Below are 24004 nucleotides of genomic sequence, written 5' to 3' on the forward strand. Positions count from 1 at the left end.
TTCGACTATGAATTGGAATCCGTTGCGAGGTCGCATGTTCCGCTCCCGCGCGTTGGTCTGATGGGGCAGACATCCCACGCACGCGGGTGAGCGGGTGTTCGCGCACGAGCGGCGTCCCTAGCGTCTGCGGTCTGTTCCCGAACCGCCGCTGAAGGGAGTCCGCTCGTGCGAAGACGTTTGCCGGCAGTGCTGCTTGCCTGCGTGCTCGCCGGCGGCACGCTGACCGCCGCAGTGCCCGTGGCCGCCCAGCCACCCGCTTCCACGCTCACCAAGTCCGTGCAGGGCGTGTCCGACCCCGCCGCGCACGGCGCCACCGCCTCCTGGGTGGTGTCCTACGACAACGCGGCCAACGGTGCCGCGACCATCACCGACCCCATCGGCGCCGGCCAGTCGCTGCTGGCCGGGTCGTTGCAGGTCCCGCCGGGCTGGACCGGCACGGAGGGCAACCCGGTCACCGCCACGCACCCGAACGTGCGCAACGGCGGCAAGGCCCTCGGGAACGTGCTCACCCCGCCGGTGCGGGCCAGCGCGAGCCCCACCGGCGGTGACGGGTTCATCCCGATCCTGCACCGCACGCCCGAAGGCCGGTTGCAGGCCTGGAACGTCTACCACCACCTGGGGCTCGCCAACCCGAAGCTGGTGTGCACCGACGTCTCGACCAGCTCGCTGTGCGCGGGCGGGCCGTGGCCGAAGCCGCTCAACACGACGCCCGGCCCGTTCGGCGCCGGGAACACCGGGGACATCGCGAGCCCGCTCACCCCGCAGTACGTCCGCGACACCGGGAATCCCGCCCGCGTGTACTACTCGGCCGTGACGGCGTCCTCGATCGGTGTCGGCTGCCTCGACCTCGCCGCTCCCGGAAACTGCGGCTACTGGCCGTTGATGAACCGCGGTGGACAGACGTTCGAGATGGCCGGGCTCGCCCAGATCGGCGGGAACCTCTACGGCGTCGCGAACTCGGGCCAGGTGCTGTGCTGGACGCCCGCGACGCAGACCGCGTGCGGTGGCCAGCCCTACGCGCCGATCGTGCCGTTCACCAACCACGGCGGCTACTACCTCGGCGCGCTCGCCGTCGCCGGAGGCAAGCTGTTCGCGTCGTCGTCGCTGGCCGTCAACGCCGGTACGCCGATGATGGGCTGCTTCGACCCCGGCACCGCGGACAGGTGCGCGGGCTGGCCGGCACCGAAACAGCTCGCTCCCGCCGGCAACTACTCCTACAACGCGTTCACCGCCTACAGCACGACGGGCCAGGAGACCGGAGCGTGTGCGAGCACGGCCGGTGCCACGAACGTGACCACGTGCTTCGCGATCGACGGGTCGCCGCTGCCCAACGGCTTCACCGCGCTGGAGAGCAACACGTGGGTGTTCACGCCGGAGGTCGTCCGCACCGGTGACCGCGTGCGCAGCTACTTCGGCATCTGGAGCGGCCCGTACGTCGGCGCGACCCTGTGCCACGACTGGAGCACCGGCACCGCGTGCGCCGGGGTGCCGTCGCGCATCTACCACCCCGGCGTCAACGGCGGGAACACGAGGGACTACGGCTACGCCTACGACGCGCCCACCGGTTGCCTGATCGGGCTCGGTGACGCCGGCGTGCTGTTCTCCATGGATCCTGACACGGGAGCGTCGCCATGCGTGCGCAGTGGCGCTTCCGTGTCGCTCAACCCCTCGCAGTTCTACTGCGACGGCAAGCAACACGCGACGAGCTACACGAAGGCGCGGCTCGTCGGGGTGACCCCGGCGAACGTGAACTTCGGCGCGTCGAGCGTGCGGGCGACGGACGGCGGCGGCAATCCCGTTGCCGTGCCGGGGTTCGCGCCGGACGGCACGGTCGACCTGACCGGCGTCACCGCTTCTCCGCTGACCGTCACGGCCTCGCTGGTGCTGAACAACGCGGCGGACTTCGGCAACGGCAACCAGCCGTCGCTGTCCGTCGAGTTCGGCGGGGACGCGCCGCAGGTGTGCTTCCGCACCACGATCGCCGCGGACTGCGCGGTCACGTCCGTCGCGAACACCGCCGGCGGTACCGACGGGACGGGCGCGTTCTCGTCCAACACGGTGACGCGACAGGTCGCACCGGGTGCGGCGTGCCTGCCGAACGTGGTGGTGAACAAGGAGATCTGCGGTTCGTACACGCCGTCGCACTGCAAGGCGGGCGGCGCCGGGCCGTGGCTCAAGCAGGCGCCGGTCGGTGTGCTGGGCCTGCTGAACGCCACCGCGTACTGGCGGGTGACCGTGACGAACAACGGGCCGATCCCGGTCGTCGACGCGCACGTGGTCGACGACGTGGAACCGGCCTGCCAGACCGGGCCGTTCACGTTGCAGCCCGGTGAGTCCAAAGTGGTGCACTGCTCGACCTACGCGTTGCTGTCGCTCTTCCCCTTGACCAACAAGGCGAAGGCGAAGTACACGCCGGTCAACGGTGCGCGGCTGTACACCGACTGGTCGTCCGCGAAGGCCTGCTCACTGCTCTGCGCGCTGAGCTGAGCAGGGGTGGAGGAGCATCAGCCGTACTCGGCCAGGTAGGTCAGGACGGCGAGAACCCTGCGGTGCTCCTCCACGTTCGCGGCCAGGCCCAGCTTGGCCATGATGCTGCCGACGTGGGTCTCGACCGTGCGCCCGGTGAGCCAGAGCCGTTTGGCGATGGCCACGTTCGTGCACCCCTCGGCCATCAGTCCGAGCACCTCGCGTTCGCGCGGGGTGAGCGCCCCGGTGGTGGGCCGTCCGAGCAGCCGGCCCACCACCTCGGGGTCGAGGGCGGAACCGCCCGCCGCGACGCGCGTGATCGACTCCAGGAACTCGTCGACGTCGAGCACGCGGTCCTTGAGCAGGTAGCCGAACCCGCCCTGGCTGACCAGCTCCACCGAGTGCTTCGTCTCGATGTGCTGCGACAGCAGGACGATCGCCACCTCCGGCTGGGCCTCGCGGATCTTCCTGGCGGCCTTGGCGCCGTCGTCCTTGAGCTCCGGCGGCATCCGGACGTCCACAACGGCCAGATCCGGGTTCTCACTCGCCACGACCTCGACCAGGGTCTCGGCGTCGGCGGCCTTGCCCACGACGTCGTGGCCCGCGTGGGTGAGCAGGCTCGCGAGGCCCTCCCGGAACAGCGCCGAGTCCTCGCCGATCACGATGCGCACGGCAGCACCGCCTGGATGGTCGTGCCGGTGCCGGGCCGGCTGCGGAGTCTCAGCTTCCCGCCGATCGCGGCCACCCGGTCGGCCAGTCCGGCGAGCCCGGAACCCCGGTGCGGATCGGCTCCGCCGCGGCCGTCGTCCTCGATGGACACGTTGACCTCGTCGGCCTGCTGCGTGACGCGGACGGTGATGGTGCTCGCCCTGGCGTGCTTGGCGGCGTTGGTGATGGCTTCGGCGGCGACGAAGTAGGCGGTGATCGCGACGTCGTCGGCCAGGTCGCCCGCCGTGATCTCCAGCGCCACCGGCACCGGCAGCTTGTGGGTGAGGGCCTGCAACGCGGCGTGCAGGCCGTCGTCGAGGCTCGTCGGTCTGAGGCCGTGCGCGATCTGCCTCAGCTCGGCGATCGCGGTGGCCAGTTCGGCGACGCCCTGGTCGAGCAGCGCGTGCACGTCGACCTCGCCGGTGGGCAGCTGCCGCTGCGCGAGCCGCATGGCCATGCCGAGCGACACCAGCCGTTGCTGCGCGCCGTCGTGCAGGTCGCGTTCGAGCCGGTGCCGTTCGGCGTCCCCCGCCTGCACGATCCTGGCCCGGCTCGCCTCGACCTCGCGCAGCGCGGCCGCCAGTTCACCGCGCAGCCGGGCGACCTCGACGAGGTTCGCGGCCTTCTCGGCGACGGGTTTGAGCGCCGTGGTGTCGCCGGCCGCCAGGACGCCGATCTGTGTGCCTCCCAACGTGATCGGCACGAGCCCGGTGTCGGTGACCGGCTCGCCGCGCGCGTCCACGAAGCCGGTGGTGTTGGGGAGCAGCAGACCCACCCGGAGCGTCGGGTCGCGCAGTGCTTCCCTGAGGGTCGCTTCGAGCTCTTCCGGTTGTGCCGCTTGGGTGTGCACGCGCTGCTGCAGGTCCTCGACCGCCTGGAGCGCTGCCCTGGTGCGCGGGAACAGCCTGCGGTCCACTGCTTTCTGGAGGTGCCTGCGGGCAGGGGTGAGCAGCACGGCGCACACGGCGGTGGCACCGGCCGCGGCGACGGGGGAGTCCCGCCCGGCGAAGAGCCCGAGCGTCAGCGCCGCCAGCCCGTACGCGCCGACCAGCACCAGCAGGACGATCGTGTAGCTGATGGTGTCGGCCAGCACGCGGTCGACGTCGTAGAGGTCGTGCCGCAGCATGGCCACGCCGACCGAGCAGAACAGCGCGACGATCGTGACGACGCCGAACACCGTCGCCACCACACCGCTGCGCCCGGTCACGACGATCTCGGCCAGGCACACCACCGGGTACGCCGTCACCGCCAGCCCGGCGAACGCGAGCCACTTGAGCTGAGCCCTGACCACGCCCTCCGACGTCCGGAACCGCGCGACGAGGGAGACACCGGCCGCGATCACCGCGAGGATCAGGCCGATGTTCACGACGTAGCTGAGGACGTTGGCCGCGTCCGGCACCTCGCCCCACGGCTTGGCCAGGTCCTGCACGGGTTCGGTGAACGGCTCCTGCGGCATGGTGCCGAACGCCTGCTGTGCCAGGGCGAGCACGACGATCGCGGGCGGCAGGGCCCTCCAGCGGCCGGGCAGGGTGCCGTTGGGGAAGTGCAGCAACAGCAACGCGACGGCGGCCGGCAGCCACCAGCCGCTCTCGTTCAGCACCGCCACGACGCGCGGGTCGAGAGGCACGGCGTCCGGGTCGTCGAGCCAGGTGCGGTAGTAGACGTCGCGGGTGGCCAGGAAGACCACGATCGCGCCGATCCACGCCAGGAGCGGGCCGACGGGGTTGGCCGGGACGCGGTGCGAGATCGTCACGCCCAGGGCCGCCATCGCGAGGCCGAGAGTGGCGAAGCCGGCGAACGCCAGGGGGTTGCCCGGGGTGTGGAGGAGCAGCCAGGTCCCGCCTGCCGTCATCACGACGGCGGCGCTCAGGAGAGCCCATCCGGCGGGTCGCTGCCACCTCATCGGGCCAGGGTAAGGCCGGTGTCGGCGGATGGCCTCCGTGCCGGCACGGAGATGCTGCCAAGGGGCCGCACCGATGTGGGCGGCGGGGGTCTGGGGCTTGGCTGAAGCCACGAAAAGCGGAGCGGTGCCGGAAAGGCGGCCGGTCACCTCGCTACCGCCCACCCGGCCGATCCCGTGAAAGGAAAGCCATGTCCATCGACACCTCGGCACCCACCACCTCCGAGACCTCCACCCGCAGCCGGATGGCCGTGCTCGCGGCCGTCCTGGCCATCACGTCGGTCGCCGCGGTCGCCGGCGGCCTGCTCTGGCCCGAACCGGCGGCGGGCGGCGAGACCTACGCGTACACCGACATCGCGGCCGGCCGCGAACTCTGGTGGACCCTGCTCACCGGCCTCGCCGCCCTGCAGGTCCTCAACATCCCGCTCCAAGCTCTCGCGACCATGTTCCTGGTGCGCCACCGCGGCAGCGGCTGGGCGACCTGGGGCGGCGCGCTCATGTGGACAGGCGGCGGACTGCAGGGCGCGGCCGTGGCGGGCTGGGCGGCGGCGTACTTCTACCCGACCGACCCCGCCGTCGACCGCGCCGCGGGCACCGCCGTCGTCGACGCGGCCAACAACGATCCGCACCTGTTCGCGTTGATGGTCCCCGGTGCGGCGATGGTGTTGCTGGGCACCGTTCTCCAGTGCGTCGGCCTGTTCCGCTCGCACGCCGTCCCGAAGTGGGTGCCGGTGCTGCTGCTGTTCGTCGTGGCGTCGTTCGTGGTCCCCGGCAACGGAGTCGCGGGCCTGCTGACCAGCGTTCCGATGGCCGCGGGCGCGATCGGCCTCGGCTACTGCGCCTGGCGCGTCACGTCCGGGCCCGCGCAGACCCAGCGGTGACAGGGGTGCGGGTGAACGCCCACGCCACCAGCGCCACCGCCGCGGCCGCGAGCCCTGCTGTGCCGGTGAACCCCAGGATCACCAGCACGACGGCGAACGCGACGGCGGCGGCCACGCGCACCCCGCCCGACAGCACCCGCCACGCCGAGGCCGTGCACCCCAGGTACACCACCAGGAACATCGTGCTCGGCACGGCGACCAGCGCGTCGAGGTCCAGCACTCCGGCGCCGAACAGGCTGATCAACACGCCGCTGGAGGTGAGGATCGCGGCGTTCAGCCAGCGCGGCGGGGTGTCGAGGTCCAGCGAGTCCCTCGTGAGCGACCGGGCCAGCGTCGCGGCCCCGGACACGTAGGCGTTGACCGTCCCGATGGTGAGGACGACGGCGGAGACGGCCGCCAGCAGCAGCCCGGCCGGGCCGACCGCGAGGACGAGCAGCTTCGCGACGGGCGTGGAACCGCCGCCGTCCGGGCCGAGCGCCCCGATCGTGACGGCCGCGAGCGCCAGGTAGAGCACGCTGGTGACGACGAGCGTGATCGTGACGATCCGCGGCAGCTGGCGGCGCGGATCGGTCAGCCTGGCGGTGAGCGGCGCGGCCGCCTCCCAGCCCACGAACGCGAGCATCAACGGCGCCGCGGCCGTCCCGACCGCCGTCCAGCCGTGCGGGGCGAACGGCGTCCAGTTGCCGGCGTCGGACGACAGCGCCCCGCCGATGACGCTGAGCGTCACCACGCCCAGCAACAGCAGCACGAGTCCTGATTGGACGGTCGACGACGTGCGCAGGCCGCGCGAGGTGATCAGCAGCACCGCCGCGGTGATCCCCACGGCGACCACGCACGCCGTCACCCGGCCCGACCCGGTGAGCTCGGCGACGTAGCTCGCGCCGATCATGCTCACGATCGGCGTGCCGGTGATGATCCCGGCGAGGAACGTCCACGAGGTCGTGGCCGCGGTGCGGGCGCCGAGACCGGCGGTGACGTACCCGCGCACACCGGTCGCGGACGGCACGCGGATGCCGAGCGCGGCGAAGACCCAGCCGAGCAGACCGGAGAGCACGAGCAGGCCGGACCAGGTGAGGACGGACGCCGGACCGGCGATGGACGCCGTCAGGCCGGGCACGATCAGCAACCCGGGACCCAGCAGGGCCCCGACGTACATCGCCGACGCGCGCGACACGGTGAGAGGGGAGGACATGCCATGAATTCTTGAGCGCCGAGCGAGGCAGCCGCTGCGAAAGTGAGGCGCTCAGAACGTCAACGACGAAATCTCGTTGCGCCGATAACTCGATCGTTCGAACATTGTGCACATGGACAGGTTCGACGCCGTCGACCGGGCCATCCTGCGCCGCCTGCAGACCGACGGCCGGGTGCCCAACAACGAGCTCGCCGAGGCCGTGCGCCTCTCGCCCTCCGCGTGCCTGCGCCGCGTCCGCGCGCTGGAGGCCGCCGGGATCATCGCCGGCTACCGGGCCGAGCTGGACCGCGAGAAGGCGGGCCTCGACCTCACGGTCTTCCTGGAGATCAAGGTCAACAACCACTCCGCCGAGACCGCGCGGGAGGTCGAGGAGGGCCTGCTCGCGATCCCGGCCGTCGTCGCGTGCCACCTCGTGACGGGCTCGGCCGACTTCTTCGCCGAGGGCGTCCTGCCGGACCTGCCGTCCTACGAACGGCTGCTGCTGGCCCACGTCGTGGCCATCCCGGCGGTGAGCGACGTGCGCAGCTCGTTCGCCATCAGGACGATGCGCTCACGCGGCCCGCTGCCGGTCGACCACCTCAGGTAGGCGTCAGGCCGGGACCGCGTTGTGCGCGAGCAGGCTCTCCGCGGTCTCGGCGATGCTGTCCTCGATCGGCCGCGGCCGCCACCCGAGCACCCGCTGCGCCTTGGCGCTGGTCGCGTTGAAGTCGTGGCCGAGCTGCGGCCGCAACGACCTCATCGCCGGGTTGACCATCGCCAGGCCGCGCGCGACCGCCAGCGGGATCTCCTTCGTGGGGGCCTTCGCGGCCCGCTCGCCGAGGCGGGCGCGCAGGATCCGGGACACCTCGACGATCCGCAGGCTCGGCCCGGCGGTCGCGAGGAAGCGCTCCCCGTTGGCCGCCGGGTCGGTCATGGCGCGCAGGTGCAGGTCGGCGACGTCGCGCACGTCGACCCAGCCCGTGCCGAACGGGGGACAGGCGGGCAGGCTGCCGTCGAGCATGCCGCGGATGGTGCGCAGCGAGGGCGGGTCGTCCGGGCCCAGCACCGGGCCGATGACGGCGGCGGGGTGCACGGCGGCCAGCTCCAGGCCGTCGCCCTCTGCCTGGACGAACTCCCACGCGGCGCGTTCGGCCAGGGTCTTCGACCGCTGGTACGGGGCGATGTCGGCGTCGACGTTCGTCCAGTCCTCCTCGGTGAACGGCTCCGAGCGGCGCGGGTGGCCGTAGGCGATGGCACCGAGCGCGCTCGTCAGCACGACGCGCTTCACCCCGGCGTCGCGGGAGGCCTGCAACACCCGCAGCACGCCGTCGCGGGCGGCCGAGATCATCGCCTCCTCGCTCTCCGGCGCGGTCCGCAGCGTGGGGGAGGCGACGTGCAGCACGTGGTCGCAGCCCGCGACCGCCTCCGCCCAGCCCTCGTCACCGCTCAGGTCGGCGCGGAAGACCGTCAGCCGTGCGTCCTCGAACTCGGTCGCGCCGTGCAGCAACGCGCGCAGCCCCGGTTCCCGTTTCAGGTCGCGGACCGTCGTGCGGACGTCGTGTCCCGCCTCCAGCAACGCGAGCGCGCACCAGCTGCCGATGAACCCGGTACCGCCGGTGACCAGCACGTTCGACATGGGTCTCTCCTTCAGACGTACTCGCGGAGGATTCTCCGGGAGTGCTTCCGAAACTAGCGGAGGATTGTCCGCGAGTCAACGGCAGGGCATCATCTGAAGGTATGAACCAGGAGACCCCCGGCACCTACGGCACGCAGCGCAAGGCCGCCGCGCGCAACCGGGTCGCGATCATCGACGCCGCTCACGAGCTGTTCGCGGAGAACCCGCTCGTGACGCTCAGCGAGGTCGCGAAGCGCGCCGGCGTCGGCCCTGGCACGCTCTACCGGCACTTCCCGACCCGCGAGGACCTGATCCTGGCGGCCTACCAGCACGACATCGAACGCATGACCACCGACGCCGACGACGTGCTGGAACGCCACACCTCGGCCAAGGCCGCGTTCGTCGAGTGGTTCGAGACGCTCTCGTCCTACATCCGCCTCAAGCACGGCCTCGGCGACGCGCTGCACAGCGAGGCGGCCCAGGAGATGGTCCGCGCGGCCTGGGGCCCGGCCACGGAGGCGGTCGCGAAGCTGGTCGACGCCTGCGTCGCCGAGGGCACGATGGCGCCGGGTCACGACCCGGCGGACATCATCATGCTGATGAGCTTCCTGTGGCGCGTCCCGAACACCGAGGCCGGCGTCGCTCAGGGCCGACGTCTGATCGCCATCGTGTTCGCGGGCCTGGAGAACGCGCCGCTCTAACCCGCGAACTCCGCGAGCGGGTCGGTGTGCCGGGGCGTCCAGCCGAGCTCGGTCCGCGCGCGGGCCGGTGTGAACCGCTGGTCCAGCGCGAACGCGTCGGCGATCGGGCCCATCTGCTCGCGCGCCTGCTCCAGCGACAGCGAGACGGTTCGGCCTTCGAGGCCCGCGCCGTGGCTGAGCGCGGTGGCGATCTCCCGTGCCGTCGGGTCCACTCCGCCGACCCCGACGTAGACCGAACCCGGCTTCGCATCGAGTGCCCTGACGTACAGGTCCGCCAGATCGTCGACGTGCACCAGCGACCAGTGGTTCGTGCCGTCCCCGATGTACGGGATCGCGCCCGATGCCTTGCCCGGCTGGGTGAAGAAGACGTCGATCAGCCGGTTCTCCCTGCCGTACAACAGTCCTGGCCTGATCACGACACCTCCTGCGGCGAGGATCTTCAGCTCGACCTCCTCGCGCCACGCGACGAGCGCGGGCGGGTTCCACGGGGCGTCCTCGTCCGCGATCCCGTTGGTGTCGCCGTAAACCCACGTCCCGCCGGTGTGGACGTACGTGCCGTGGCCCTGCATGGCGGTCGCGGCGGCCAGGTCGGCCTCGCCGCTGTCCGCCTGGGCGAGGTGGATCACGGCGTCCGCCCGGCGCGCGGCCCCGGCCAGCACGTCGAGGTCGGCGAGTCCGCCGCGCACCGGGGTGGCACCGGCCTCGCTCACGGCCGCGGCGGACACGTCGGTGCGGGCGAGCGCCTCGACGGCGTGCCCGTGCCGGCGGAGTGCGGCGACGGTCGCCCTGCCGATGTAGCCGGAGGCCCCGGTGACGAAGACCTTCATGGTGGTTCCTTTCCTGAAGTGGTGTCTCCAGGTTCGGGTGGATTTCGCGCGCCGTCCAAGACCTGCTGTGTCGTGGCCGATACCCGCAGGGCATGGGTGATCCGCCTTCCGATGTTGAGGTAATCTGGATGTTCAGAACATCTCAGATGCATCGGGAGTGGCGATGGTCCGGCTCACTCGGGTCGAGCAGCAGGCACGCACGCGTGCGGCGGTCCTGGCGGCCGCGCGGGAGGAGTTCGCCGAGCACGGGTTCGGGCCGGCGCGGGTCGACCGCATCGCCGAGCGGGCCGAGCTCACCCGCGGGGCGGTGTACTCGAACTTCCCGAGCAAGCGCGCGCTGTACCTCGCCGTGCTGATCGACCTGGCGGGGAAGGGCTCCGGTGAGCCGCTCGCGACGGTGTCGCCGACGTCGAGGCTGGACGCGCTCGGGGTGTTCGCGCGGGTGTGGCTGGAACGGTTGCCGCTGGTGGGCGACTCGGCGCCGGGCGGGCGGTTGCAGCTGCGGTCGCTCGACGGCGTGTTCGACGACGGGCACGGTCCCGCGGTGCTGGCCCAGGTGGCGAGGCTGGAGGCGTTGCTGCTGGCCATCGCGCTGGAGCGGGGCGCGCCGGTGCGGCGCGTGCGGCTGGCCGAGCTCGTCCTCACGATGCTGGACGGGGCGGGGCACCGGGCGGAGACGTCGCCGGGGTTCGGGGACCCGTTCGACGTGGCGCACGCGTGCCGGCACCTCGCCGGGATCGACCTGGAGGACACCTGGGCGCCGCCGCACCTGCCGTACGTCTCACCGGCCAGGACGTGCGCGGACGCCTGGGAGGCCCCGGCGGGTCTCGTGGACGTGATCAGCGGCGAGCCGGTCGGCTTCAGTGACGGCCTGGTTGTGGTGCTCGGCGCGGGGCGGCTGGGCGCGGCCGAGGAGGCCGTGCGGTCGGCGAAGCCCGGTGAGCAGGTCGTGGTCGCGGTCGTGACGGACGACCGGGAGGAGATCGGCCGGCTCGTGCGGCTGCGGGTGACCGACGTCGTGGCGTGCCTGCGGCGGGTGTTCGCCGCCGAGCCGTGGCGGCACGTCCGGCTGGTGCTGGACGACGACGCCGCGGTGGCGTCGGCGATCGGCCTCGCGGACGTCGGAGACGAGACCGAGTCCGCGGTGAGCGTGCGCGCCGGCGTGATCGTGGCGCGGGCGCACGGCCGCGGTGCCGGCCACGCGGCGGGAGCGCGGATGCGAGAGGCGATGCCGTGAACCTCGTCCTGCACGCCCTGCGCTGCGTCGGCAGCACCGGACCCACTCGCGTCGCCTGGTTCACGGGCCTCGACGAGTTCGCGGCGGAGTCCGCCCTGATCGACCTGGCGGTGGCCGGCCTGGTCACGCACGACCGGGATTTCGGCGGCTGGTCGCTGACGGAGCCGGGCCGCGCCGCCGACGCCGCCGCGACGAAGGCCGAACTGGAGCAGGCGGGCACCCGCCCGGCGCTGACGGCGGCGTTCGACGACTTCCTGGTGCTCAACCCGGAACTGCTGGACCTGTGCACGGCCTGGCAGGTCCGTCCGGGCGGAGTGATCAACGATCACACCGACACCGCCTACGACACGCGCGTCCTGTCGTTGTTCGCCGACTTCCACGCCCGCGCCGTCCCGGTGATCGCCGCCCTGGCCGCCGCCGTCCCGCGCTTCGACCGCTACTCGCACCGCCTGACCACGGCCCTGCGCCGAGCCCAGGCGGGCGAGCTCGATCGTGTGGCCGACACCTTGGACTCGTTCCACACCATCTGGGCCGAACTGCACGAGGACCTGCTCGCCACCCAGGGAATCGCCCGATGGTCTGGCTGAGACACCTCTCCGCGTCGCTGGACGAATCCCCGGAAGTGGTGGGAGGCAAGGCCCACGGCCTCGTGCTGCTGCACCGCCTGGGCCTGCTGGTGCCGCCGGCCTTCGTCGTCACCACGTCGGCCTGCCGCGCGTTCCTGCACGACGGCGTTGTGCCCGATGGGCTTCTAGACGAGCTCGCGTCCGCCGTCGAGTCGCTGGGCACGCCGCTGGTGTCCGTGCGTTCGGGCGCGGCCGTGTCGATGCCGGGCATGATGGACACGATCCTGAACGTGCGCGCCGATGGCGTGGCCGAGGCCGTCCAGTCGGTGTTCACGTCCTGGCACACCCCGCGCGCCCGCACCTACCGCACCCTGCACGACATCCCGCACGACCTCGGCACAGCCGTGATCGTGCAGCAGATGGTGTTCGGAGACCGCGACGGCCACAGCGGCTCCGGCGTCGCCTTCAGCCGGAACCCCGACACAGGCGCCGCGGTGCCGTTCGGCGAGGTCCTCTTCGGACACCAGGGCCAGGACGTGGTGTCCGGCACCTCCCTGACCCACCCCCTGACCGCACTGGCCGACCGCGAACCCGAGGTGTGGCAGGAACTCCAGGCCGCACTGGGTGTCGTCGAAGGCCACTACCGCGACGCCTGCTACGTCGAGTTCACCTACGAGTCGGGCACGTTGTGGCTGCTGCAGGTGCGTCCGGGCCGGTTCGCCGGTGCCGCGGCCGTCCGGCTGGCCGTGGACCTGGTGGACGAAGGCGTGCTCACCCGCGACGAGGCTTTGCTGCGGGTGTCGCCGGCGCATCTGAAGCACGTCCGCACGCCGCGCATCGCGTTGGCCGGACAGGAAGTGCTGGCGCGGGGCCTGGGCGTGTGCCCCGGCGTAGCGACGGGCCGGATCGCGGTGACGGCGGACGCGGCCGTGCGCATGGCTTTGGACGGACCGGTGGTGCTGGTGCGGCCGGAGACGTCGCCGGACGACATCCGCGGCCTGGCCGCCGCCACCGGCGTCGTGACGGCGCGGGGAGGCCCGGCCAGCCATGCCGCGGTGGTGGCCAGGTCCATGGGCAAGCCCGGGGTGGTGGGAGTGGCCGCGCTGGAGGTGGGCGAGGACGCCGTGACGGCGGGCGGGCGCAGGCTCGGGGTGGGCGCGGTGGTCAGCATCGACGGGACCAGCGGAGACGTCGTGCTGGGGGAGGCTCCGGTGGTGACCGGCGAGGCGGCCGGACACCTGACGCGGCTGCTGGAGTGGGCGGACGCGGTGGTGGGGGAGGCGGTGGTGGAGACGGCGGTGGTGGAGACGGCGGTGGGCGAGGCCGCTGTAGCGGAGACGGCGGCGGGCGAGACCGCTGTGGCGGAGACGGCTGTGGGGGAGGCGGCTGTGGGCGAGGCCGCGGTGGCGGAGACGGCGGTGGGCGAGGCCGCTGTGGGGGAGACGGCTGCCGGGGAGGCGGCTGTGGCGGAGAGGGCTGTGGGGGAGACGGCGGTGGGCAAGACCGCGGTGGCGGAGACGGCGGTGGGCGAGGCCGCTGTGGCGCAGACGGCGGTGGGCAAGACCGCTGTGGGGGAGACGGCGGTGAGGGAGACGGCTGCCGGGGAGGCGGCTGTGGCGGAGAGGGCTGTGGGAGAGACGGCGTTGCCGGGCGGCTTGGGTCGGGACGAGGCGGAGCGACTCGGCGCCGCCCACGCGCTGCTCCGGCGGACCTGAAAGCAGCCTCGCGGCGCGGCGAATCGGCGATCTGCGGCCACGCGCACCCTCCCGCGTGGCCGCCTTGCCTGCGGCGAGCGTGTCTGCGTTCGCCGCCTCCCACGTGGCCGCTTTACGTGCGGTGAGCGTGGCCGCGTTCACGCCTCCCGCGTGGCCGCTTTGCTTGCGGTGAGCGTGTCTGCGTTCACGCCTCCCACATAGCCGCTTTGCCTGCGGTGAGCGTGTCGGCGTTCACGCCTCTCGCGCAGCCGCACTGCCTCACGCGCTTCGTGCGGTCAGGGGCGAGGGCCCGGGCCGAAGCCCGTCCACCTCAGGTCCTCCGGCAGGTGGCTCATGTCGTTGTACACCACCAAAGCCGGCGGCGTGCCCTCGCGGAACTGGAGCGCCGTCAACGCCGCGTTCCCGCAGCTCATCGCCAGCCACCGGTCGGCAGGCGCGCCCAGCGCGTGCCGCACCAGCCACGCCACCTGGTAGGCGTGCGTCACCAGCACCTCGTGCGCCTCGGCGGCCGCCGGCCGGGCGAAGCGGGCTACCAGCGCGTCCGCTAGACGCTCGCCTGCCGCCGCCTCCTCGGAGGAGTAGCCGTCGAAGAAGCCCGCCCAGGCCGGCGGCGGTGTCTTGGGGACGTGGGGGACGTGGTCGACCAGTTCCGCCGCCTCCGTCACCGGTACGCCTGGCAGGTGTGGGGCGAGGAGTGCCGCGGTGCGGGTCGCGCGGGCCAGCGGGGAGTGCCAGACGGCGGTGATCGGGGACCTGGCCAGGCGTTCGCCCAGGTGGTGGGTCTGTTGTTCGCCCACCGCGGTCAGGTTGCCGAACGCGTCCGCGGCGCCGTGCCGGACCACGTAGAGGTGTCGTGTTGCCATCATCTGGATGTTATCAACATCTGAACACGTTTGGGGCAGTGGTGATGCTGCTGCGGACGAGTGAACTCCACTCCACTCGTCATGCAGGGCGGCACCGGTCGTTTGACCATGTCTGCATTGCTTGTAGCAACACAGAAATCGTGCGGGGGCACATTCCAGTCGGGGACGACTGCGAGTAGGAGGCAGGGAGTCGATGCACCGGCTCGACGACGTGCAGGCCAGGGAGTTGACGCTGGCCGCCGTGGGCGCGGTCAACCGGCGTGATCACCAGTGGTCCGCAGAGGCCGTGCGGTGTCTGGCGGGCGACGAGCGGACGCGGGTGATCGCGATCGACACGTGCGCGGCGGTGTTGCTGCGCGGTGTTCCCCGTGGCGCGCTGGCGCCGTCCGCGCGCATTCCGGTGTCCGTGCCGGGAGAGGACGCCCTGGGGACCGCGGTGGCCTCCGACCTGTTGAGCGGCCTGGCTTCTGGGGATGACCAGCGGGTCGCGCTGGTGTTGGCGAGGTTGACGGAGGAGCAGCAGTTCGCCGCCGTGCTGGTGCTGGTGCGCGCCGCGGCGGCGTGGATCGACACGTACGTGGGCATCGATGGAGACACAGTGGACGCTTACTACGCGATCTCCAAATCGGAGATGACCTGACGGGCCGAGAAAGAACGCTCGCCGTTGTGCAGAGTCGACGGACCGCCCATACGGTCGTGGTGGGAGGTCCGCGATGCGAAGCCAGTACGAGTACCTGGCGGTACTGGGTGTGTGCGTGCTCATCACCGTGCCGCTCGAATGGATGGGACGTGGCGTGTACCGCCGCGGCCCCGAGCTCGCGCGAGCCGTCGCACCCGTGCTGGTCGTGCTCGCGGTCTGGGACGTCATCGCGATTCTGCGCGGCCACTGGAGCTTCCACCCGGAGGCGACGACGGGCGTCCTGATCGGCGGGGTGCTGCCGCTCGAGGAAGTCCTGTTCTTCGTGGCGATTCCGCTGTGCGCGGTGCTGACCTACGAGGCCGTGTGCGGCCATCAGGAACGCTGGCTGACGCGCTCGGCACGGCGGTCGCGTCATGGTTGAGGAGTACACGTTCGCCGCGCTGTCCGCGGTGGTCGTCGTGTTGTTGCTGGAGTTCTGCGTGCTGCGCACCGGGTTGTTCAGGCGTCCGGCGTACTGGGTCACGATGGCGATCGTGCTCGGGTTCCAGGTGCCGGTGGATGGCTGGCTGACGAGGCTGGACGCGCCGGTCGTGCTGTACGCGGACTGGGCGATCAGCGGGGTGCGCGTGCCGTGGGACATCCCCGTGGAGGACTTCCTCTACGGGTTCGCCATGGTCACCGCCGTGTTGCTGTTGTGGGAACGGGGAAGGCTCGCACGTGAACAAGCTTGAGGTACCGGGGAAGTTCGACCGCGCGGCCCGCGGCTACGACTTCCTCGTCGGGCTCAACCCCGGCTACCACCAGGCGCTGCGCCGGTCAGCTGCGGCGCTCGGCCTGCGCCCCGGCATGCGGGTGCTCGACCTCGGTTGCGGCACCGGCGCCTCCACGGCCGCGCTGGTCACCGCCGCACCCGGTGTCGAGATCGTCGCCGTGGACGCGTCCGCGGGCATGATCGCGCGGGCTCGCGAGAAGCGGTGGCCCGCCAGGGTGAGGTTCGTGCACAGCCGGGCGGAGGACGTGGCCGAGGGCGAGTTCGACGCGGTGTTCGCCGCCTACCTGGTGCGCAACCTGCCCGCGCCGGACGAGACCCTGGCCGGCGTCCGCGGCATGCTCAAACCCGGCGGAACCCTGGTCCTGCACGAGTACTCGGTGCGCGACTCGCCGATCAGCACGGCGGTGTGGACGGCGCTGTGCGGGTTCATCGTGCCGATGGGCTGGCTGGTCACCGGCGACCGCGGCCTCTACACCTACCTGTGGCGCAGCGTGCTGGACTTCGACGGCGCCACCGACCTCAGGAACCGGTTGCGGCGCAACGGCTTCACGGCGGTGCGCAGCGCTCCCGTGCCGGGTATGCAGCTCGGCGTCGTGCACACGTTCCGCGGCCAGGCACCGGAGGAGCAGCGGTGAGGGATCCCAGGGCGGTGCGGATCCCGGCGCCGCCGGGACGCGCGCGGTTCGACGGCGACGCACCCGCGGTCGTCGTGGTCGGCGGCGGCATCGCCGGACTCGCCGCCGCGACGCTGCTCGCCGAACGCGGGGCGCAGGTCGTCGTGTGCGAACGCGAGAACTACCTCGGCGGGCGGGCCGGCGGCTGGAGCACCAGGCTCGCGGACGGCAGCGAGGCCACGATGACCCGCGGCTTCCACGCGTTCTTCCGGCAGTACTACAACCTCCGCGCGCTGCTCAAGCGGGTCGACCCGGCCGGGAGGGCCCTCACGCCGCTGCCCGACTACCCGTTGCAGCACGCCTCCGGCCACCGCGACACCTTCGCGACGCTGCCGACCGCCGTGCCGTGGAACGCGCTGGCGTTCCTCAGGAGCAGCCCCACGTTCCGGTGGCGCGACCTGCCGGACGTCAACGCGCGGGCGGCGCTCAGCCTGCTCGACGTGGCCGTGCCGCGGGTGTACGAGGAGCTCGACGGCATCGACGCCGCGACCTACCTCGAACGCATCCGCTTCCCCGAGGCCGCGCACGCCCTCGCGTTCGAGGTGTTCTCCCGCAGCTTCTTCGCGCATCCCACCCAGATGTCCGCGGCGGAGCTGGCCGTGATGTTCCACATCTACTTCCTCGGCTCCAGCGAGGGCCTGCTGTTCGACGTCGCCGCCGACCCGTTCCCGCACGGCCTGTGGGAACCGCTGCGCCGCCACCTCTCCCTGCTGGGGGCCACGGTCTGCACGGGCACCGAGGTCACCGGCATCCGCCCCGGCGGGCGCAAGCGGTTCGAGGTCGGCGTCGGCGAGGGCGCGTTCGACGCGGACGCGGTCGTGCTCGCCGCCGACGTCCCCGGCCTGCGCGCGCTCGTGCACGAGTCACCGGACCTCGGCGACGCGGCCTGGCGCGAGCAGGTCGGCGAACTCAGGACCGCGCCGAGGTTCCTCGTGTCGCGGTACTGGCTCGACACCCCGGTCGACGCGGACCGGCCGGGCTTCCTCGGCACCGGCGGCCACGACCTGCTCGACAACGTCAGCGTCCTCGACCACTACGAGCACGAGGCACGGGCTTGGGCGGCGCGCACCGGCGGTTCGGTCGTCGAGCTGCACGGCTACGCGCTGCCGTCCGATGTGGACGAACGGGACGCTAGGTCCCGGCTGTGGCACCAGCTCACGGAGGTCTACCCGGAGACCAAGCGGGCGGAGGTCGTCGACGAACGGCACGAGCTGCGGGCGGACTGCCCGCTGTTCCCCGCCGGCGGTCACTCGAGGAGGCCGACGGTCACGACCCCCGACGAGTTCCTGGTCGTCGCGGGCGACCTGGTGCGCGTCGACCTGCCCGTCGCGTTGATGGAACGCGCCGCCACCACCGGTTTCACCGCCGCCAACCACCTGCTGAGCCGCTGGGGCGTCGCGGGCACCGAGCTGTGGACCGTGCCGACCGAGGGCCGCGTGCCGCTGCTGCGCTCGGCCGCCCGACGCTGGAGGACGCTGTGATCGTCGTCGTGGGAGCCGGTCTGGCCGGGCTGAACGCCGCGCTGGAGCTGACCGCGGCCGGCCACGAGGTCACCGTGCTGGAGGCGGCGGACGAGGTCGGCGGCCGGGTGCGGACCGACGTCGAGGACGGCGTCCGGTTCGACCGGGGCTTCCAGATCCTGCTGCCCGCCTACCCGGAGCTGGAGCGGCTGAAGCTGGACCCGTTGCCGTTGCGGCACTTCCGGCCCGGCGTGTTCGTGCACGAGGACGGCAGGCACGACCTGCTCGCCGATCCGCGCAGCGGGCCGTCGTCGTGGGACGGGTTCCTGCGCCAGCACGTGCTGAGCGTGCGGGACGTGGCGGCCATCGCCCGGTTCTCCGGCCCTGACGCGTTCGGGCCGGTGCGGCCGCTGCTCATCGCGCCGGACCGGCCGACCCGCGACGCCCTGCGCGCCGCCGGGTTGTCCGGCCACGCGGTCGAGGCGGTGTTCGCGCCGTTCCTCGCGGGCGTGTTCCTCGAACGGGAGCTGACCACGTCGTCGCGGTTCTTCCACCTGGTGTGGCGCAGCTTCGCCCGCGGCGGCGCCGCCGTGCCCGCGCTCGGCATGGGCGAGCTGCCGAAGGCGATGGCGGAACGGCTCCCCGCCGGCACCGTCCGGCTGGACACGGCGGTGCGGGCGGTGAGCGACACCTCGGTGGAACTCGAAGAGGGCGGCCGGATCGCCGCCGACGCGGTCGTCGTCGCGACGGACGGCACGACGGCGGCCCGGCTGCTGCCCGGACTCGCCGAACCGCGCTGGAACGGTGTGACCACCTGGTACTTCCGGCCGCCGAGGTCGCCGTTGCGCGACGGCTGCCTGGTGGTCGACGCCGACGGCGGGCCGGTCGTGAACACCGCCGTCATGTCCGAGGTGGCGCGGCCGTACTCGCCGCACGCCCCGCTCGTGCAGGCCTCGGTGCTCGGCGAGGCCGACGAGCTGTCGGTCCGCAGGCACCTGGAACGCCTGTACGGCACCGACACCGGCGGGTGGGAGGTGTTGCGGCGCTACGAGATCCCGCGAGCGCTGCCGGCGATGACCGCGCCGCACCGGCTGAAGCAGTCGGTCAGGGCGGGCGAGCGCCGGTACGTGTGCGGCGACCACCGCGACACCAGCTCGATCCAGGGCGCGCTGCACTCCGGGCGCAGAGCGGCGCACGCCGTGCTGGCCGACCTGAACGGTGCTCGATGACGCTCCTGCTCTTCGGAGACCAGCTCGGACCGCACTTCCTCACCGGTCACGACGAGATCGTGCTGGTCGAGTCCGCCGCGGCGCTGCGGCGCAGGCCGTACCACCGGCAGAAGCTGCACCTCGTGCTGTCCGGCGTGCGGCACCTCGCCGCCGAGTTCCCCGACCGGGTCACCCTCGTGCGCGCGAACACCTACGGCGAGGCGATCCGCGGGCTGAAGGGTCCGGTGTCCGCCTACCAGCCGGGGTCGGCCGCCGCCGTGCGGATGCTCGGGGACCTCGGCGTGAAGATCCTGCCCACCAACGCGTTCGCGTTGTCGCGCGACGAGTTCACGGCGTGGGCGGGCAACCGCGAGAAGTTCCTGATGGAGGACTTCTACCACTTCCAGCGCGCCCGGTTCGACGTGCTGATGGAGGGCAGCGACCCGGTGGGCGGCCGGTGGAACTTCGACGCCGAGAACCGCGAGCCTCCACCGAAACGCGCCCGGCTGGACGTTCCGGCGCCGTGGTGGCCGGACGAGGACGACATCGACGCCGAGGTGCGGGCCGACCTGGACGCGATGGACCTGCCCGCGGTCGGCAGGGACGGACCCCGCAGGTTCGCCATCACGCGAGCGGAGGCGTTGCGGGCGCTGGAGGTCTTCGTCCGCGACCGGCTGCCGCACTTCGGCCCGCACGAGGACGCGGTCCTGACGAAGGACTGGACGATGGCGCACTCGCTGCTGTCGGTGCCCCTCAACCACGGACTGCTCCACCCGCTGGAGGTCGTCTACGCGGCCGAGGACGCCTACCGCGGTGGCGCCGCGCCGTTGCGGAGCGTCGAGGGGTTCGTCCGGCAGGTGCTCGGCTGGCGCGAGTACGTCTGGCAGCTCTACTGGCACCTCGGACCCGAGGACTACCGGCACCGCAACGGTTTCCGCGCCGACGCCGAGCTGCCGCGGTGGTGGTCGGAGCTGAAACCGGGCAACGTCAGGGCCGCGTGCCTGCGGACCGCGCTCGAAGGCGTCCGCGACCACGGCTGGGTGCACCACATCCAACGGCTGATGGTGCTCGGGAACCACGCCCTGCAACGAGGTTACGACCCGGCCGCGCTCAACGACTGGTTCGTCACGTCCTTCGTGGACGGTTTCCCGTGGGTGATGCCCGTGAACGTCATCGGCATGAGCCAGCACGCGGACGGCGGCGTGATCGCCACCAAGCCGTACCTCAGCGGCGGCGCCTACCTCAACCGCATGACCGACCACTGCGGGTCCTGCTGGTTCGACCCGAAGAAGCGCACCGGCGACCGCGCGTGCCCGTTCACCGCGGGCTACTGGGCGTGGCTCGACCGGCACGAGCGGCAGGTGAGCGGCAACCACCGGATGGTCCGCGCGGTGCAGGGGCTGCGGCGCCTCGCCGACCTCGACCAGGTGCGGGCGCAGGAGAAGGAGCGCGAGATCTTCTAGCGCACGCGGCCGAGCACGATGTCCACGGCGTCGGCCAGGGACGCGGGCCTGCGCACGAACGACGGGAGTCGCAGGCCCTCCCACCCGGACCCGGCGACCGCGACCAGCGCGTCCGACCGCGCGGCCAGCTCCGCGAGCGGCACCCGCAGCGCGAGGTCGGACCGGTGCGCCCACACGAGAACCACGCTGGGCCGCAACCGTTCCGCGGCGTCGCACAACGCAGGGGCCGGCACCCGCGCGCCGAGGTTGCCCCACCTGCAGCCCTCTTCGGACAGCGCCGCGCCGAGCGCCTCCAGCGGCAGCCAGTGCTGCTCGTCCGGCGCGCACGACAACAACGCGGCGAGCAGGCCGGGTTCGGTGGAGCGGGGGATGCCGCGCAACGCGTGCAGGACGCTCGCGCTGGCCAGGTGCTCGACCTCCACGCCCTGGCCGGTGCCGGCGACCAGGTCGCCGAGCGCCACCATGGCCGGGACGAAGACCGACTCCCACGCCGAGACGACGCCGTGTCCGCTGAGGAGCTTCGCGGCGAGGTCGGACATCGCCGGTTCGTCGAGACGTTTCGCCGCGTCGAGGAAGGTGTGCTGCGCCATGAGGGCTTCCTCGGCGCAGATCGGCGTGCGGGCACCAGCTGGAGGCGCCACCGGGCGTTGCCTGGCGAGCACCGCCGCCGCGGAGGCCGCGACACCCTGAGACGTCAGCACGACCATCCGGCGCAGCACCTCGACGTCCGCGTCCTCGTACCGGCGGTGACCGCCCTCCGTGCGCACCGAAGGACCCAGGCCGTACCGCTGGTCCCAGGTTCTCAGTGTGGTGGGGGCGATGCCGAGCATGCCCGCCACCGCGCGAGGCGTGTACGTCACGTCCTGCGCGCGCGTTTCGCCAGAATCGCCCTCAGCTCGCTTTCCCCGAGTCCGCCCCAGATGCCGAAGGTCTCGTGCACCTCCAGCGCGTGCGAACGACATTTTTCCATGACCGGGCAGCGCTGGCAGATGGCCTTGGCCGCGGCCTCGCGCTGATCTCGCGAGGAGCCGCGTTCGTTGGGCGTGTGGAAGAAGTAGGTGCTGTCCATGCCGCGGCACAGACCTTGGAGCTGCCAGTCCCACGATTCCGCGACCGGTTGAGGCAGACGGGACAGTTCGGGCATGGCGCACGTCCTCAGATGAGTCGACCTCGGCGGTGGAGCACCATCCTAAAATCGACTCAGAAACGACGCAACTCGGCTCGCTCAGTCCGGAAATCGACCCTTCTGGCGCAGTGAGTACCGGCGTTCGGCGTAGGCGAGGTCGTCGCGCCACAGCCTGGCCGCCGCCCAGCGCATGACCGGCCGCAACGCGCCCGCGGCGGGCCTCGCGAACGCGAACCCGCGACGTTCCGAATGCGCGATGGTCGCCTCCACCACGGCCGTCCGGCCGGGACCGATCGGCGTCGCGTGCGTCTCCACGACGCTGCCTTCGCCCTCTCCCTCCACGATGTGCATCACGACCGTGCGCGGCTCCGGGCAGGTGAACGCGGCGAGCACCGGCACGCCGACCCGCCCGGCGAGCCGGAACGTCACCTCTACCAGGAACCGGTCCTCGGTCTCGGTCGGCGTCTCCAGCACGTCCAGGTTCGCGAACGAGTACGGGTGGAACCACGCGCCGTGCCACGGGTCGAGCCGGTTCGCGACCACGTCCTCGGGGTCGCAGCGGCCGACCAGCGTCGCCACCGCGTCGATGGACCCGGCCGGCGGGCGCCGCGGGAGCACCGGGGCGGGCAGGGGTTCCTCGCCCCCTGCCTCGTCGAGCCGGACCCAGACCAGCACGCCGTCGTCGTGCGCGGGGAACGGCGTCCAGGCGCCGAACCGCTTGCCGTTGAGCGCGAGCCCGTGCCAGCGGCAGATCAGCTTGCCCTCGGCCACGGCGCCGTCGCACAGGGGAGCGCCGAGATGTGGGCACGAGCCGGAGCCCGCGAGGAGCGTGTCGTGCGGTCCGCGCCAGAGCACGAGCTCCTGGCCCGCGATCACGCGACCGGTCGGCTTGCCCTTGACGACGTCACGGCTCGCGCCCGCGACGAACCAGTTGCCGGACGGGCGGGCGGTCGCGCGCTTGAGGGCCGCCTCGATCAGCTGCGGCTTGGCGTCCTGCCAGGTCGGACGCTGCTCGCGCCAGGGAGGGCTGGAGTAGATCTTCACCGGGAACCTGTCAGGCCGCACGGGCGAACACCGCCCTCGCCAGCGCGGGCAGGGCGACGGCGAGCCGCCTGCCGTTCGACACGACGACGCGCCGGGACAGCACGTCGCAGTCGGCGTCCTCGACCAGGTCGAGGATGCGGCCGTACAGGCGGTAGGCGGTGAGCACGCACGGCCGGGAGCGCGGCGCGAGCATGCCGATGCCGGGCCAGGCCCGGTCGTACACCTGGCGCGCCCGGCGCACCTGGTCCCGCAGCGCGGCGCGGACCTGCCGGTCGGCGTGGCCCTGGGCGCGGGCGTGCAGCAGGCGTTCGCGGTCGACGCCGAACGACGCGAGCTCGTCGGCGGGCAGGTACACGCGGCCGCGGTCGAGGTCCTCGCCGACGTCGCGGATGAAGTTGGTGAGCTGGAACGCGATGCCGAGCGCGGCCGCGGCGGGTTCCGCCTCCTCCCGCGAGGTGCTGGTGCCGAGCACCGGCAGCACCTGCAGCCCGATCACGGCGGCCGAGCCGTGCACGTAGCGTTCGAGGTCGGGATAGGTGAGGTAGTCGGTGACGGAGAGGTCCATCCGCATCGACTCCATGAAGTCCTGGAAGTGCTGGAGCGGGATGTCGTAGCGGTGCACGGTGTCGACCAGCGCCGCCAGCACCGGGTCGTCCGGCGCGCCACCGCTCAGGGCGGCCTGGAGCCGGGCGTCGATCGCGGTGAGCGCCGCCGTCTTCTCAGGAAGTCCACTGTGGACGTCGTCGACCACGTCGTCCACCCAGCGGGCGAAGCCGTACAGGGCGTGCACGGCGGGTCGTTGCTCCGCGCTGAGCAACCTCGTTGCCAGGTAATAGGTCCGGCCGTGCTGGGCGTTGAGCTCGCGGCAGCGCCGGTACGCGTCGCGCAACGCAGGCGTGGTCACGCCCGCGGCGTCCAGTTCGCGTTCAGCCGACATCAGCTGTCCTTTCGCGGAGGAGGTGCTCCC

The 24004-nt window shown here is 72.3% G+C and carries 24 protein-coding genes; 14 read left to right on the forward strand and 10 right to left on the reverse strand.

The features are described 5' to 3' along the window. Positions 1 to 165 precede the first annotated feature (165 nt). On the forward strand, positions 166 to 2487 hold the full coding sequence (locus ACQEU1_RS01470; protein ID WP_433195335.1) for a DUF7617 domain-containing protein: 2322 nt from the start codon (positions 166 to 168) through the stop codon (positions 2485 to 2487). A 17-nt stretch (positions 2488 to 2504) separates the two neighbouring features. Here ACQEU1_RS01470 and ACQEU1_RS01475 read toward each other — a convergent pair whose 3' ends face one another. Both ACQEU1_RS01475 and ACQEU1_RS01480 read right to left on the reverse strand, forming a co-directional pair. Continuing rightward, the gene (locus ACQEU1_RS01475) at positions 2505 to 3137 is read right to left on the reverse strand and encodes a response regulator (RefSeq protein ID WP_433195337.1); all 633 of its coding nucleotides are present in this window, start codon (positions 3135 to 3137) and stop codon (positions 2505 to 2507) included. After that, positions 3125 to 5077, reverse strand: coding sequence for a sensor histidine kinase (locus ACQEU1_RS01480; RefSeq protein WP_433195339.1), 1953 nt, complete (start codon positions 5075 to 5077; stop codon positions 3125 to 3127). Before ACQEU1_RS01480 ends, ACQEU1_RS01475 begins: the two co-directional genes overlap by 13 nt. 188 nt (positions 5078 to 5265) lie before the next feature. Between ACQEU1_RS01480 and ACQEU1_RS01485 the strand changes: the two genes are divergently transcribed. Next, on the forward strand, positions 5266 to 5955 hold the full coding sequence (locus ACQEU1_RS01485) for a hypothetical protein (protein WP_433195341.1): 690 nt from the start codon (positions 5266 to 5268) through the stop codon (positions 5953 to 5955). Here the strand turns inward: ACQEU1_RS01485 and ACQEU1_RS01490 are convergent. Beyond that, positions 5924 to 7147, reverse strand: coding sequence for an APC family permease (locus tag ACQEU1_RS01490; RefSeq protein ID WP_433195343.1), 1224 nt, complete (start codon positions 7145 to 7147; stop codon positions 5924 to 5926). The genes ACQEU1_RS01485 and ACQEU1_RS01490 overlap by 32 nt on opposite strands. A 112-nt stretch (positions 7148 to 7259) precedes the next feature. Between ACQEU1_RS01490 and ACQEU1_RS01495 the strand changes: the two genes are divergently transcribed. Further along, positions 7260 to 7733, forward strand: a complete 474-nt coding sequence (locus tag ACQEU1_RS01495) for an Lrp/AsnC family transcriptional regulator (protein ID WP_433195345.1) — start codon at positions 7260 to 7262, stop codon at positions 7731 to 7733. A 3-nt stretch (positions 7734 to 7736) separates the two neighbouring features. Here the strand turns inward: ACQEU1_RS01495 and ACQEU1_RS01500 are convergent, their stop codons facing one another. Then, positions 7737 to 8762 (reverse strand): SDR family oxidoreductase, encoded by a 1026-nt coding sequence (locus tag ACQEU1_RS01500; protein ID WP_433195347.1) that lies wholly within the window; start codon positions 8760 to 8762, stop codon positions 7737 to 7739. A gap of 101 nt (positions 8763 to 8863) precedes the next feature. Between ACQEU1_RS01500 and ACQEU1_RS01505 the strand changes: the two genes are divergently transcribed. Next, positions 8864 to 9442, forward strand: a complete 579-nt coding sequence (locus ACQEU1_RS01505) for a TetR/AcrR family transcriptional regulator (protein WP_433195349.1) — start codon at positions 8864 to 8866, stop codon at positions 9440 to 9442. On the opposite strand, the gene ACQEU1_RS01510 is transcribed toward ACQEU1_RS01505, so the two are convergent. After that, a complete protein-coding gene (locus tag ACQEU1_RS01510) occupies positions 9439 to 10269 on the reverse strand; it encodes an NAD-dependent epimerase/dehydratase family protein (RefSeq protein WP_433195351.1) in 831 nt (276 codons plus the stop codon). The two genes, ACQEU1_RS01505 and ACQEU1_RS01510, sit on opposite strands and share 4 nt — an antisense overlap. 163 nt (positions 10270 to 10432) lie before the next feature. On the opposite strand from ACQEU1_RS01510, the gene ACQEU1_RS01515 reads away from it, so the two are divergent. From ACQEU1_RS01515 to ACQEU1_RS01525, 3 genes are read left to right on the forward strand one after another with little or no spacing between them, the layout of a single operon-like run. Continuing rightward, positions 10433 to 11506 (forward strand): TetR/AcrR family transcriptional regulator, encoded by a 1074-nt coding sequence (locus ACQEU1_RS01515; RefSeq protein ID WP_433195353.1) that lies wholly within the window; start codon positions 10433 to 10435, stop codon positions 11504 to 11506. Then, complete coding sequence (locus ACQEU1_RS01520) at positions 11503 to 12093, forward strand: transcriptional regulator (protein WP_433195355.1); 591 nt, start codon at positions 11503 to 11505, stop codon at positions 12091 to 12093. The genes ACQEU1_RS01515 and ACQEU1_RS01520 overlap by 4 nt, the downstream gene beginning before the upstream one ends. Next, entirely contained in the window at positions 12081 to 13787 is a 1707-nt protein-coding gene (locus ACQEU1_RS01525; RefSeq protein ID WP_433195357.1) for a PEP/pyruvate-binding domain-containing protein, read from the forward strand. Before ACQEU1_RS01520 ends, ACQEU1_RS01525 begins: the two co-directional genes overlap by 13 nt. Before the next feature lie 275 nt (positions 13788 to 14062). Here the strand turns inward: ACQEU1_RS01525 and ACQEU1_RS01530 are convergent, their stop codons facing one another. Then, positions 14063 to 14650 carry a histidine phosphatase family protein gene (locus ACQEU1_RS01530; RefSeq protein ID WP_433195359.1) on the reverse strand — a complete coding sequence of 196 codons (588 nt, stop codon included), beginning with the start codon at positions 14648 to 14650 and terminating at the stop codon, positions 14063 to 14065. 193 nt (positions 14651 to 14843) lie between these two features. Here ACQEU1_RS01530 and ACQEU1_RS01535 point away from each other — a divergent pair, with 193 nt between their 5' ends. The 7 genes from ACQEU1_RS01535 (at position 14844) to ACQEU1_RS01565 (ending at position 20867) form a co-directional block, all read left to right on the forward strand. Continuing rightward, complete coding sequence (locus ACQEU1_RS01535) at positions 14844 to 15290, forward strand: hypothetical protein (protein ID WP_433195361.1); 447 nt, start codon at positions 14844 to 14846, stop codon at positions 15288 to 15290. Between the two features lie 73 nt (positions 15291 to 15363). Beyond that, a complete protein-coding gene (locus ACQEU1_RS01540; protein ID WP_433195363.1) occupies positions 15364 to 15711 on the forward strand; it encodes a lycopene cyclase domain-containing protein in 348 nt (115 codons plus the stop codon). Beyond that, positions 15704 to 16021, forward strand: a complete 318-nt coding sequence (locus ACQEU1_RS01545; protein WP_433195365.1) for a lycopene cyclase domain-containing protein — start codon at positions 15704 to 15706, stop codon at positions 16019 to 16021. The genes ACQEU1_RS01540 and ACQEU1_RS01545 overlap by 8 nt, the downstream gene beginning before the upstream one ends. Beyond that, positions 16008 to 16697: a class I SAM-dependent methyltransferase gene (locus ACQEU1_RS01550; protein WP_433195367.1), complete on the forward strand. Its 690-nt coding sequence runs from the start codon at positions 16008 to 16010 to the stop codon at positions 16695 to 16697. Before ACQEU1_RS01545 ends, ACQEU1_RS01550 begins: the two co-directional genes overlap by 14 nt. Continuing rightward, entirely contained in the window at positions 16694 to 18217 is a 1524-nt protein-coding gene (locus ACQEU1_RS01555) for an FAD-dependent oxidoreductase (RefSeq protein WP_433195369.1), read from the forward strand. The genes ACQEU1_RS01550 and ACQEU1_RS01555 overlap by 4 nt, the downstream gene beginning before the upstream one ends. Next, a complete protein-coding gene (locus tag ACQEU1_RS01560) occupies positions 18214 to 19425 on the forward strand; it encodes an NAD(P)/FAD-dependent oxidoreductase (RefSeq protein WP_433195371.1) in 1212 nt (403 codons plus the stop codon). Before ACQEU1_RS01555 ends, ACQEU1_RS01560 begins: the two co-directional genes overlap by 4 nt. Further along, on the forward strand, positions 19422 to 20867 hold the full coding sequence (locus ACQEU1_RS01565; RefSeq protein WP_433195373.1) for a cryptochrome/photolyase family protein: 1446 nt from the start codon (positions 19422 to 19424) through the stop codon (positions 20865 to 20867). Before ACQEU1_RS01560 ends, ACQEU1_RS01565 begins: the two co-directional genes overlap by 4 nt. Here the strand turns inward: ACQEU1_RS01565 and ACQEU1_RS01570 are convergent. The 4 genes from ACQEU1_RS01570 to ACQEU1_RS01585 form a co-directional block, all read right to left on the reverse strand. Continuing rightward, positions 20864 to 21727: a MerR family transcriptional regulator gene (locus ACQEU1_RS01570; RefSeq protein ID WP_433195375.1), complete on the reverse strand. Its 864-nt coding sequence runs from the start codon at positions 21725 to 21727 to the stop codon at positions 20864 to 20866. The two genes, ACQEU1_RS01565 and ACQEU1_RS01570, sit on opposite strands and share 4 nt — an antisense overlap. Continuing rightward, complete coding sequence (locus ACQEU1_RS01575) at positions 21724 to 22011, reverse strand: WhiB family transcriptional regulator (protein WP_433195377.1); 288 nt, start codon at positions 22009 to 22011, stop codon at positions 21724 to 21726. The genes ACQEU1_RS01570 and ACQEU1_RS01575 overlap by 4 nt, the downstream gene beginning before the upstream one ends. Before the next feature lie 81 nt (positions 22012 to 22092). Beyond that, positions 22093 to 23058: a DUF5914 domain-containing protein gene (locus tag ACQEU1_RS01580; RefSeq protein WP_433195379.1), complete on the reverse strand. Its 966-nt coding sequence runs from the start codon at positions 23056 to 23058 to the stop codon at positions 22093 to 22095. Then, positions 23048 to 23974 carry a phytoene/squalene synthase family protein gene (locus tag ACQEU1_RS01585; protein ID WP_433195381.1) on the reverse strand — a complete coding sequence of 309 codons (927 nt, stop codon included), beginning with the start codon at positions 23972 to 23974 and terminating at the stop codon, positions 23048 to 23050. The genes ACQEU1_RS01580 and ACQEU1_RS01585 overlap by 11 nt, the downstream gene beginning before the upstream one ends. Between the last annotated feature and the right edge of the window lie 30 nt (positions 23975 to 24004).

Source organism: Lentzea sp. CA-135723, from assembly GCF_050936595.1.
In the GTDB taxonomy this organism is placed as follows: Bacteria; Actinomycetota; Actinomycetes; order Mycobacteriales; family Pseudonocardiaceae; genus Lentzea.